Source organism: Streptomyces sp. NBC_00654, assembly GCF_026341775.1.
In the GTDB taxonomy this organism is placed as follows: domain Bacteria; phylum Actinomycetota; class Actinomycetes; order Streptomycetales; family Streptomycetaceae; genus Streptomyces.
This window is the reverse complement of record NZ_JAPEOB010000009.1, coordinates 40333-50703: the sequence shown is the minus strand read 5'-3', so window position 1 is coordinate 50703 and position 10371 is coordinate 40333. Positions and strand designations below refer to the sequence as shown.

At 70.2% G+C, this 10371-nt stretch carries 13 protein-coding genes; all 13 read right to left on the bottom strand.

Annotated features, from left to right (window positions below; all coding sequences use genetic code 11):
* Positions 1 to 421 precede the first annotated feature (421 nt).
* A complete protein-coding gene (locus tag OHA98_RS42085; RefSeq protein WP_266931055.1) occupies positions 422 to 1060 on the bottom strand; it encodes a hypothetical protein in 639 nt (212 codons plus the stop codon).
* Positions 1057 to 1545 (bottom strand): hypothetical protein, encoded by a 489-nt coding sequence (locus tag OHA98_RS42080; RefSeq protein WP_266931054.1) that lies wholly within the window; start codon positions 1543 to 1545, stop codon positions 1057 to 1059. The genes OHA98_RS42085 and OHA98_RS42080 overlap by 4 nt, the downstream gene beginning before the upstream one ends.
* Positions 1542 to 2078 carry a hypothetical protein gene (locus OHA98_RS42075; RefSeq protein ID WP_266931053.1) on the bottom strand — a complete coding sequence of 179 codons (537 nt, stop codon included), beginning with the start codon at positions 2076 to 2078 and terminating at the stop codon, positions 1542 to 1544. Before OHA98_RS42075 ends, OHA98_RS42080 begins: the two co-directional genes overlap by 4 nt.
* A 4-nt stretch (positions 2079 to 2082) precedes the next feature.
* A complete protein-coding gene (locus OHA98_RS42070; RefSeq protein WP_266931051.1) occupies positions 2083 to 2307 on the bottom strand; it encodes a hypothetical protein in 225 nt (74 codons plus the stop codon).
* Positions 2308 to 2450: 143 nt separating this feature from the next.
* Positions 2451 to 3683, bottom strand: coding sequence for a helix-turn-helix domain-containing protein (locus OHA98_RS42065; protein WP_266931049.1), 1233 nt, complete (start codon positions 3681 to 3683; stop codon positions 2451 to 2453).
* Between the two features lie 193 nt (positions 3684 to 3876).
* Positions 3877 to 4569 carry a collagen-like protein gene (locus OHA98_RS42060; protein WP_266931048.1) on the bottom strand — a complete coding sequence of 231 codons (693 nt, stop codon included), beginning with the start codon at positions 4567 to 4569 and terminating at the stop codon, positions 3877 to 3879.
* Complete coding sequence (locus OHA98_RS42055; protein ID WP_266931046.1) at positions 4566 to 4898, bottom strand: hypothetical protein; 333 nt, start codon at positions 4896 to 4898, stop codon at positions 4566 to 4568. The genes OHA98_RS42060 and OHA98_RS42055 overlap by 4 nt, the downstream gene beginning before the upstream one ends.
* A 52-nt stretch (positions 4899 to 4950) precedes the next feature.
* Positions 4951 to 5271: a hypothetical protein gene (locus tag OHA98_RS42050; protein WP_266931044.1), complete on the bottom strand. Its 321-nt coding sequence runs from the start codon at positions 5269 to 5271 to the stop codon at positions 4951 to 4953.
* 57 nt (positions 5272 to 5328) lie between these two features.
* Positions 5329 to 6105, bottom strand: a complete 777-nt coding sequence (locus OHA98_RS42045) for a CHAP domain-containing protein (protein ID WP_266931042.1) — start codon at positions 6103 to 6105, stop codon at positions 5329 to 5331.
* Positions 6102 to 6365 (bottom strand): hypothetical protein, encoded by a 264-nt coding sequence (locus OHA98_RS42040; RefSeq protein ID WP_266931040.1) that lies wholly within the window; start codon positions 6363 to 6365, stop codon positions 6102 to 6104. Before OHA98_RS42040 ends, OHA98_RS42045 begins: the two co-directional genes overlap by 4 nt.
* 78 nt (positions 6366 to 6443) lie before the next feature.
* The gene (locus tag OHA98_RS42035) at positions 6444 to 8246 is read right to left on the bottom strand and encodes a right-handed parallel beta-helix repeat-containing protein (protein ID WP_266931039.1); all 1803 of its coding nucleotides are present in this window, start codon (positions 8244 to 8246) and stop codon (positions 6444 to 6446) included.
* A 2-nt stretch (positions 8247 to 8248) separates the two neighbouring features.
* The gene (locus tag OHA98_RS42030; RefSeq protein ID WP_266931037.1) at positions 8249 to 9190 is read right to left on the bottom strand and encodes a hypothetical protein; all 942 of its coding nucleotides are present in this window, start codon (positions 9188 to 9190) and stop codon (positions 8249 to 8251) included.
* 12 nt (positions 9191 to 9202) lie between these two features.
* Positions 9203 to 10363 carry a siphovirus ReqiPepy6 Gp37-like family protein gene (locus OHA98_RS42025; RefSeq protein WP_266931035.1) on the bottom strand — a complete coding sequence of 387 codons (1161 nt, stop codon included), beginning with the start codon at positions 10361 to 10363 and terminating at the stop codon, positions 9203 to 9205.
* Positions 10364 to 10371 lie beyond the last annotated feature (8 nt).

The following is a 10371-nucleotide window of genomic DNA, read 5'->3' as shown; positions in this document are numbered from 1 at the left end:
GCGCCCCCGGCAGGACTCGAACCTGCGGCCAAGCGCTTAGAAGGTGTGCGAGGTTTAGCGATGTGCTCACCTGCGTTTATGCAGGTCGCCTCAGACCACACTAAAGAAAGGCGCTTGGCCTGAGATTCTTTGGACTTTGACGCGATCCGAGCGGCTGAACGTAGCCCGCCCCGGTCGCCACTGTACGGGCGTCCGGGGCGGTCAGGGTGCGGCTCCGTGCTTTGGACGGAACGGGCCTCGCGCGTGAGGGACCTACCGCACCCGCATGGGGGCACCGGTTAACCATGGCTAACCGGTGCGTGAGGGTGATCCCCTGATCGTTGCATATGCCAAACACAGCGCAAAATTCGAACCTCGGTTCGAATGTTGAGCGGATCGCCCGGCGGGACGTCGGGGGAGCGTCGACCGCCGGGCGACCCTGTCATCGGGAGCGCGCGAGTTCGCGCTGCAGGTCGACGCGCGTGCAGCCGTGCAGGGAGCGCACGAGCTGCCCGGCGAGTACCCACCGTGCGGCCGCCGTGCCGTAGGCGACGACTTCCTTATTCGCGGTGCGCACCGGGTGCCCGAACGCCGACGACGACCAGATGCGCCCGTACACCGCGCACACCTCGCTGTTGCGGACGCGTAGGGCGACGCTGCTGTCGACGAGGTGCGGGCACTGCTCGACCGCCTTGCCCGCGCACGGCAGGCACAGCGGCGGGTGCGTCGTCATCAGGTTCTCGGGCCACCCGTTCCAATCGCCCCGGTTGTCCTCGACCACAAACAGCACGCCGCCGTTCCGGTCGCGATCAGCCGGCCGCCCGCACACCTGACACATGAGGTACTGCATCGCCACGCGCTGTCGCTCCGGGTGAACCTCGCCGTACCGCGGGCGGCCGGCGCCCTGCGCGAGGGCGCGGCCGTTCCACAGCACGCCGAATTGGTCGCGGTCCTCGGGCGCCTCGTCGACGAACGCGATACCGCCCCGCCCCGAGTACACAACCCTGCGCGTGTGCCGCTGCTCGCCGCTCCATGCCGCGATGAACGGGACGACGTCCGGCCGGGCCGGCGCCGCCTTCACGAGGCACCCCCGACGGCGCGACCCACGCGGGCGAGAGCGAAGAACAGGCGGCCGGCCTCGCGGGCGTGATTCCGGTACTCGTCGACCTCGGCGACCGTGGCGACTTGCGACAGCTCGTCGATCCCGACCGCGAGCAGCGCGGCGCCGCTCTGTTCGAGCCCGCGCACCCATCTGGGGTGCTGCACCTTGAGCGCGTAGCCGGTCCCAGGGAACCACAGCAGCGCCACGCCGCCGCGCAGGGTCAGCCGCACGCCGATGTCGGGTACCGGCTCGCCGGTCGGGACGGCGCCGAGCGACTGCGCCACCTGCCGCATGCTGGCCTCGACGGCAGCCGGGTCGACGTCGTCGAACTGCGGCGCCGAGTAGTTCAGCATCAGGCAGGGGATCGGCTCGCCGGCGGCGGTCTGTTCGAGCCACGTGCGCACGTTGACCGACATGAGCGTCGAGAGGGGCACAGCCTCGGCGACCGCGGCCTCGGCGGTCATCGTGTGCCGTCCATGGCCATGCTCGCGCTCGCGGACGCGTACGCCTCGTACAGCGCCATGCCGTCCGTGAGCGTCGTGCCCGGCGGCACGATCCACGAGCGGGCGTTCAGCGTGTGCGGGGCGACAACGGCGGGCGGCGGTACGGTCAGCAGCTCGCCCTCGGCGACGACGGTCGCGCCGTCCTGGTCCCACGCGGCGACCGAGCCGAGCGGCACGAGCACCTCGACGTACGCCTCGGTGTGCAGCACGGGCCCGACGTCGACGCCCGCAGTGCGCAGCGCCGTGACCGTACGCCACCCGTGCGACCGGTCCATGCGGACGACGTCCCATGCCTTGCCCGCGGGCAGTTCGGCGAGCTGCCCCTGATCCCACTTTGCGAGGGTCCGCGACACGCTCGCGCCGCTGTCCCTGATCCAGTCTACGGACACGAATCCGTCGAACCCGCCGGCCGCCTCGGCGAGGTTCGCTCGGCGGATGTGGTCCTGTGTGGTGCGTCCTGTCGGTGCGCTCTGCGGCAGCGCGTCATTCGTCATCACGTCACTCGCTCCGCTCGGGAGTAGTCGGGGGAATCGACTCGACGAGCAGTCGCCCGAGTTCGGCGTGCAGCATTTCGGCGTCGGCGTTCGTCAGCACGAGGTCGCCCTCGCCGACTCGGTCGCCGTCCTTGCCCACGGTGAGCGGGATCGCGATACGTCCGGCCGACGTACGCCGTAACGATCCGATGCGGTCGATGCGTACTCCCTGCGAGGGGTTCGCGGTCACGCCGACACTCCCTCGCCGAACTCGCTGAGTCGTCGTCATGACACGGACCGTAGAAGGGAAATGACGAGGCGACCCGGAAGAAAATTCCGGGTCGCCTTGTGTTCCGGGTGCATCAACTCCGGGCGGCCGAGCGCCCGTTCGAGCTACGCGAGCACGCCGACGTGCTCGGCGATGCGGTGCACGTCGCCGCGCATCTGCGGGCGCGGCCGCTTCAAGAGCGCCTGCACAGCCTCGCGCACGAGCGGAAAGTACCTGATCTCTTCCGGCGACGCTTCCATGATCTGTTTGAGCATGTAGAGCGTGCCGAAGTCGTCGCCGGTCAGCCGGTGCGAGTGCATGACCTCGACGAGGTACCGCGTCGTCCGTTCGAGCGGCAGCACGCCGCCGGGCTCGGGCACCTCGACGTCGTCGGCGAGGCGCAGCGCCTCGGCCGCGTCGCCTTCCTCGGCGGCGAGGTGCACGCCGTGCATGGCGACGTTGGTCGGGCCGAACGAGGTGTGAAAGTCGTTCCGGTCGACACCGAGCCGCCGCGCGACAGTGCTCGCCTGCGACAGCAGATCCCATGCCGTCGGCGCCTTGCTGTCCCGAATGGCGGCGATGACCGCGGCGAGGTGCAGCGCGCCGTACGCCGACAGGTGCTCGGGGGTGGCGTCGTCGCCCGGCCGGCAGTGCTCGATCGTCGTGCGCGCGAGGTCGAGCGAGTCGGCGACCTCGCCGCTCGACGTGAGGATGCCGCAGACGTTCCATGCCGAGGCGGCGATTAGGGCGGGGTCGCCCGTGCTGTCGGCGATCTGCATCGCCCGGTCGGCGGCGCGCAGCGACAGCTTGCGCTCGCCGACGCGCCGCAAGAACACTTGGTGCAGGTGCAGCAGCGAGACGAGCGCGCGGGTCGCGTCGAGTTCGGCCTCGCCGCTCGTGGCGCGCAGCGTGGCGTACGCCTCGGCGAGCAGTCCGGGCAGCATGCCGCCGACGGGCGCGTACCGCTCGGTCTCGGTCTCGTAGATGCCCCACGCCTCGACGACTCGCTCGGCGAGCTGCGGCGCGGTGTACGGGTCGCCGGGCAGCCCGAGCCCGAGGTGCGACGGCGGGGTGTTCAGCGCGCGCCGGATCGCGGGCACCGAGGGGTGCTCGGGTCCGCCGACGAGGCTTAGGTCGATCGCCGATCCGACGAGGTCGGCGACGTTGTCGAGGTTCAGCTCGCGGGCGATCCGGATGAGCATGGACAGGGAGTCGATACGGATGATGTTCCGCTCGACCTTGCTGAGCCAATCCTCGGACCGACCGACGAGACCGGCGAGGGCGGACTGCGGCTTGCCGACCTTGAGGCGGTAGTACCTGATCCGCTCCCCGGTCGTCATGACAGATGGATTGATCATGGATTCCCCTTGCTGGGCGTAGAGCACTCGCCAACCAGCGTACGACCGTGACGGGTTGATGCGCTTGGGTCATACTGGGAATCGCCCCTTCGGGGAGCACTCACCCGGCCCTCGCCGTGCACCGCGGCGGGGGCCGACAAACGCACAAAAGCGCCCCTGCCCGGCCGTTAGGCCAGACAGGGGCGCAGTGCTGTCATGCGGTGCGGCGGCGCTCGGCAGGCAGCCCGAGCAGCGTCGACGACGGGCTCGGCGACGGGTCGCTCGGCTGCGGGGCGCCGTCGCGTCTGCAGACGAGGGCGTCGGGATCCCATGACGGCGCCTGCAGGCTGTACCCGTCCGGGCACGTCTGCCCGTCGCGTCCGTCGGTTCCGTCCTCGCCGTCCTCGCCGTTCTGCCCGTCTTGCCCGGCCGGTCCGTCGGGACCGGGTGGGCCGGCGGGTCCAGTAGGACCGACCGGCCCCTGCGGACCGGTGACCGTGTCGCCGGGATCGCCCTGCGGTCCGGTTGCTCCGGGCGCCGGGGTGATCGTGGGCGCGGCCTTGCCGGGCTCGCCCTGCGGTCCGCGAGGACCGGCCGGACCGGGGATCGGTACCGGCACCTCGGCCCGCCGCGGTAGATCCTCGACCGCCCGAGCCGGGTCCGGCGCGGCTGGCGTCTTTCCCTCGGCCTTGATCTGCTCGCGCAGCACCCGCACGTCGCCGGCGAGCGTCGTCACCGCGTCGCCGCGCAGGTTCGCCTCGGCGATCGCCTCCCTACGGGCGGACGACTCGGCGTCGATGCGGAGCCACACGAGGACAACCGCACCCGACAGCACGAGCAGTACGGCGGCGACCGCGAGCGACCGCCAACGCTGCGCGAGGATCGGCTGAGCATGACGTCGCGTCACGTGGGTTGCCCTCCAAGCTCGACGATCCGGTCGCGTAGCTGTCTGTTCTCGCTCGTGAGCGCCGTGATCTGCCCCTGCAGCGCTGCTTTGTCGGCGCGCTCACTGGCGAGTTCGGCGTACGCCGCGGCGAGCTTCACATCGTTCTCGGAGATCTGCCGCGCGAGCTTGTCTCGCTCTTCCTGCAGGTTGTCGACGAGCGTCGAGTACCCGCCGAGCACGGCGCCGGACTGCGAGGCAGCGTTCGCCCCGCGGTGTCCGATCAGTGCAGCGGCGGCCGCCGCGAGCCCGACGACGATCACGCCGACCGCGCTGAGCGTCGCAGCGTCCACGCGCTACCTCCGGGTTGTGCAGTGGGGTGTGACCGGGGCCGTAAGGCCGGTGTCACCCGCTCGTCGAGTCGCCGCCGAGGTACCGCGCGCCGTCGACCGGTTCGAGCGCCTCGAACTTGGGATAGGCCGGCGGCCGCGCCCACCCGAGGAACACACCCGCGAGGTTCTGCAGGAACGTGCCCGACAGCCGCTCGCCGAGCAGTTCGAGCAGCCTGAACACGAGGTAGTACGCGATGCCGGCCGCGACGGTCACGGCGGCCGTGACGGTCGTCGAGTCGATGTCGAACCCGGCGCGTGCGACCAGGGCGAGCAGCAGCCCGACGAGGTACGGCACGGCGGTTCTCATGAACGAGACGAACAGGCCGGTAGACATGCCGGCCCCCTTTCAGTGGTGGGTGAGTGGTCGGCGGTTCCCGCCGTCCGGGGATGTTCAGGCGACGACGTCGAACCCGTGCGCCTTGCCGAGCCGCTTGAGCGACGTCACGCCGGGGATGCCGTCGGCGTCCTTGCCGCTGTAGCCGTATCGGTGCTGCAGCAGCGCGTACGCGCTGTGCGTGGCTGTGCCGGCGTGCCCGTCGGCGTACTGCTTCGCGAGCAGCCTCTCGGCAACGAGGGCATCCTCGACGACCTCGACGAGCGCGTACGAGACCGGTGTTCCTGCCCTCGGCGGGTCCGCCTTGAACGCCTTGACCAGCTTCGCGAGGGACACCTGCGGGCGCTTCGAGCCCGAGCTGCCGCTCGCGTTCGCGGGCGCCGCCTTGTACTTGGGCCGGCCGTACCCGGCGATGTCCGCCTCGGTGCGCACGCGGCGGGCGCAGATGTTCGCGGTGTTGCCCTCGATCGTGTAGACGAGGCTGCCCGACACCGAGGTCACGATGCCGACGTGATCGATCTTCCCGATCTCGTTCGTGCCCGACCAGTCGAAGAACACGATGTCACCGCGCTTGATCCCCTTCGTACCGGCGTGCCACTGACCGGCCGCCTTGAAGCGGGCGGCGTGCGCCACGGTGTACGCGTAGTCGGTGCCGAAGCACACCGACTCGTACTCGCCCGCCTCGACGGCGGCGCGGGTGATCGTGGCGTTGCACCATGGGAAGTTGTAGGCGTACGCCGAGCCGTTGCGCTCGCGGTACCACGTCTGTATCGCGTTCGGCTCGCGGGTGCCGATCCACCGCTCGACCGCCTTGATCATGCTGTCAACGCTCATGCGGACGCGCCCCCCTTCGCGGTGTCGCCGTCGGTGGGCGCGTCCTGGTCGGCGACGTCCTCGGCCGGCTCGTCGGCTGCCTCGTCGACGCCGGTCTCGGGCCCGGTGTAGAACCCGGCCATGTCCGGGGCGCCGTGCACCTGCGCGAGCAGCGCGGCCTCGTCGTCGACGGTCGGCCCGTTCCCGGTGCGCACGAGGTGCAGCGCCTGTTCGTCCTGGTCGCCGAGCCGCTCGGGGATCGGCCTTTCTGTGTCACCCATGGGTGAGCCCCTTTCCGGGCATGAAAAGAGCCCCTGCCGTGTCGGCGAGGGGCGAGCGTGAGGTGCGGCGGCGTCGGGTTACGCGGGCTCGAACAGCACCCACGCCACGACGGACGTTTCGGTGTTGCTGCTCGACGTGATCGTGAAACCGACGCCGGGGTTCTTCGTGACCGACAGGTGCCCGAGGGCGCCGCCTGCCGCCTGCCGGAACGGCAGGACGCGGGTGTTCGCGGTGATCGAGGTGTTCGCCACGGTGACCGCGCCTGCGGCGAGCGTGGCGACGTTCATGCGGGCGTTCGCGCCCTCCTTGATCGCCACGCCGCCGCCGGCCGAGCCGAGGTTCAACGCCTTCGCGGTACCGTCCCAGATGTTCCACTGTCCGCCGGACTGCCCGGACGACGCAGCGAGGTACCCGCCGACGTTCAGGTTCCCGGCGACGTCGGTCGGGCCGGCGAACGCGTCGACCGGCGTCGCCGTCGGGCCGGTCCGCTCGGCGATGTTGAGCCCGCGGCGCAGCGTGCCGTTCCCGCCGCCGTCCGACCATCCCGTCGTGTTCGCGTGCAGGAACCCGGACGCGACGGACACGTACGCCGAATCCTCGACGCGCACCCCGTACTGCGGTGAGGCTGCCTGCGTACCGTCGTCGTCGACTCCGGGGTAACACGTGATCATGCCGACGATCACGGGCACCTCGGCGCCGTCGACCTTGAGCCCGGCGTACCCGCCGCCGCCTGCGCCGTTGTTGCGGCCGTCGCGGCGAGTCAACAGGTTCTCGATCTGCAGCGGCGGGTTCCCGACCGCGTCGACCAACACCCCGTTCTGTCCGTTGCGGTCCGTCGAGCAGCCCGACAGCAGCATCCCGCCCGAGCCGGTGCCGGTCGCCCAATCGCCGGTCAGGTGATAGCCGTTGCTCACGTTCCACTCGGCGCGACAGCCGATCGCGTGCGAGTTCGCCGCGTTGTCGATCTCGAACCCGTTCGCCCCGTTGCCGATCGCCTGACAGTCGATCAAGGTGAGGTCGGTCATCACCTGCATGGCGAACCCGTGCCACCCGCAGTTGTCGATCATGACCCGGTGACAGCGCCAACTGTACGGATGGAACCCGGCGTTGTACTCGGTGTGCACGCCGGCGCCGGAGACCCGCCGAACGGTGACGTCACGCAACCCCACGTTCTGGATGTTGCCCGCGGCCCGGATGCCGTCGAGGCCCGGTGCCACCACGCCCGATCCGTCGATCATCAAGTTCAAGATCCGGTGCTCGGCGCTGATCGTCGAATACCCGCCCGTCGCGGCGTCGACGAGCGAGATCACTGCGTTGCCCTCGAACGACGGCAGGGGCTTGATGTAGCACGGCGGGTCGGTCAGACCGGGCACAGTCATGAGGTTCGTGTGCGTGCCCTGCAGGGTGACCGCGGGCGGGATCGTGAGCGGCTCACTCGTCCGGTAGGCGCCGGCCGGCAGGTACACGATGCCGCCCATCGGCGCCGCGGCGAGCGCTGCCTGAATCGCGGCGGTGTCGTCCGCGGCGTTGTCGCCGATCGCGCCGAAGTCGCGGACGTTCAGCCAGTCCCGGACCGAGCCGGCCGCCGCCTCGGCGGTGCCGACGTTGTGCGCCTCGATCCACGCGCGCGAGCTGCCGCCTGCGTCGGCCCACATGCCCTCGACGCCGTCGGGCCCGAAGAACCGAGGCAGGAACCCGTACTCGTCGGTCGTGACCGTCGTGATCGGCGTGCTGCCTGCGTCGAGCAGATCGGCGTACGGCGTGCCGCCGGTCGACTGGTCGTAGAAGGTGACGACCGAGCCGGCGGCGACACCCCACAGACCGTCGGACGGGCGCACGACAAAGTCGCCGATGCCTGCGCCGAACTCGTGGCGAGCCATGATCAGTCCACCACCCAACTAATGCCGGATCCGGGGAGCACGTATTCACCCTTCGCGATGCTTGGATGCTGCGACAGCCACACTTGACCGGGGCGGTCCGTGGCAGCCGAGTAGATGGTCAGTCGGCTGATCTCGACGCCGGTCGTGTAGCAAATGGCGTACTGGTCGCGGTTGGGGTGCCGGTAGGCGGCCGGGATCAGCACGGGCAGTCGGGACTCGTCGCCGCCCGCGAGGGTGCCGGCCGCGCGCTGGAAGCTGCCGAGGCGCAAGTGCACGTTGCCGTTGCGCTTCTGCAGCACGCTCTCGGTGCCGATGGTCCACGCGGACAGCGGGGAATTGACGCCGATCACGCCCGAGTCGTCGAACAAGCCGGCCCAAGAGTCGCCGGTCCACACCCGCACGCGCCCGGTGTTCGTCTCGAAACACATCTCGCCGGGCGCCGGGTTCGGGTTGCGGGTCGTCGAGGTGCACGGCCGGATGCGGACACCGACGTACAGCTCGTTGCGGGCGACAGTGACCGAGTTCGCCCCGGACACGAGGTTGACGTTCGCGAGTGGCACCTCGTACAGGCCCGTGTCGCCCGTGTTCTGCGTGAGGGCGGGGGCGCCGCCGCCGGGGGCGCCCGCCTTGACGACGGCGCGCACGGTCCAGTCGGACCGGTCCAGCCGCAGCACGACCCGGTCGACTCTCGTCGATCCGCTGCTGTTCGCGGTGACCGGCAGGTTCAGCGTTGACGTGCCGGACGTCCACGCGTGCCCGCGCACCGAGGCGTAGACGTTGGCGCGCAGGTTCACAGACAGGCCGGTACCGGGGGTCACGACGGCGGCGTCGCCGGGTTCGCCGTACACGCCGTCGCCGCTGAATCGGGCGGCGATCTTCTCGTACTCGGTGTCAGTGACCGCCCTGTCGTTGTGGGCCGGACTCGGCCATGAGTCTTGAGCCACGCGGAAGCCTCCTTATCGGGTTTCGAGCCGGCCGAGTCGGCGGCCGAGCGTGCGCAGGGCTTTGACCATCGCGGGATCGGTCGTCGCTTCCGGCGAGCCGATAAGCGTCGTGACGTACTCGCCCGAGTTGGGGGTCGCCTGCAGGTGGATGGAGCGCACAAGGTTCGCGATCTCGACGCCGTACGGAAGAGCGACGGTGACCCTGTCGCCGAGATCGAAGTCGCGGCCGGCCTTGAGATCCTCGGTGTCAACGGTGACCGTGGCGAGTTCGACCGGGGCGGCGCCGCCGGCGATCTCTTCCTTACCGGCCTGCGTCAGTTCGCCGTTCGTGTCGTTCTCCGCCGAGCCGTCGACGTACTTCTCTACGCGCCACCAGGACGCAGCCGCCGCAGCGTCGGCGGCCTGTACGTACACGCGCCCCGTCGTGCCGGTCTCCGGTTCTGTACCGGCGATCAGCGCGTGCGTGACGTCCGGCGCGGACTGCTTCACTTGGATCGAGCGCAGGTTGCCCAGACCGATACTGAACCGCGCCGTCGCCGTCAGATCGCGCGGCTGATAGCAGCCGAACAGAATCTGCGTCGCCGACTGCCGCGTGCGAAACCCGATCGCGCCGCCGTCGACGGCGATGCGCCTGCAGGTGTCGAGCAGCGCCTCGAACCGCGTCTTGACGGTCGTCGAGGTGCCCACGCCGGCGACGCTGTCGAGCGCGAAGTTCGCGATGCGCCGCTCGGCGCGGGCGCCCGGCCCGCAGTTCTCATTGACCAGGGCCCGAATGATCGTCTCGGCGTTCGTACTGGCGATCTGCCGGTACGTGTTCGCGAGCTGCGCCGTCCACGCGTTCGCCGGGGTTGGCCACGTGATGTAACCGGCCACGATGGCGAGGTCATCGGAGAAACTGACAGTGACCCGCCCCGATCCTGGCGACTCGGTGACCGACCACGAGAAATCGGCCGGGATCTCAAGCGGGCCGGCCATCCACACCGCGCCGTCCCGGATGAGCACGAGCCGGTTGCCGGGCTGCAGTTGCGCCATGACGTCCGGCCGCGCGGGCAAGTCGACGCTGCCCGAGCCGGGCTCGTTGAACTTCTTCGTCGCGTCGAGGTTCGTCCAGCCGTCGAGCGGGTCGCCCTGCACGTCGAGGTTCTTGTCGGTGATGAGCAGTTGCACGGCCACCGGTTCCG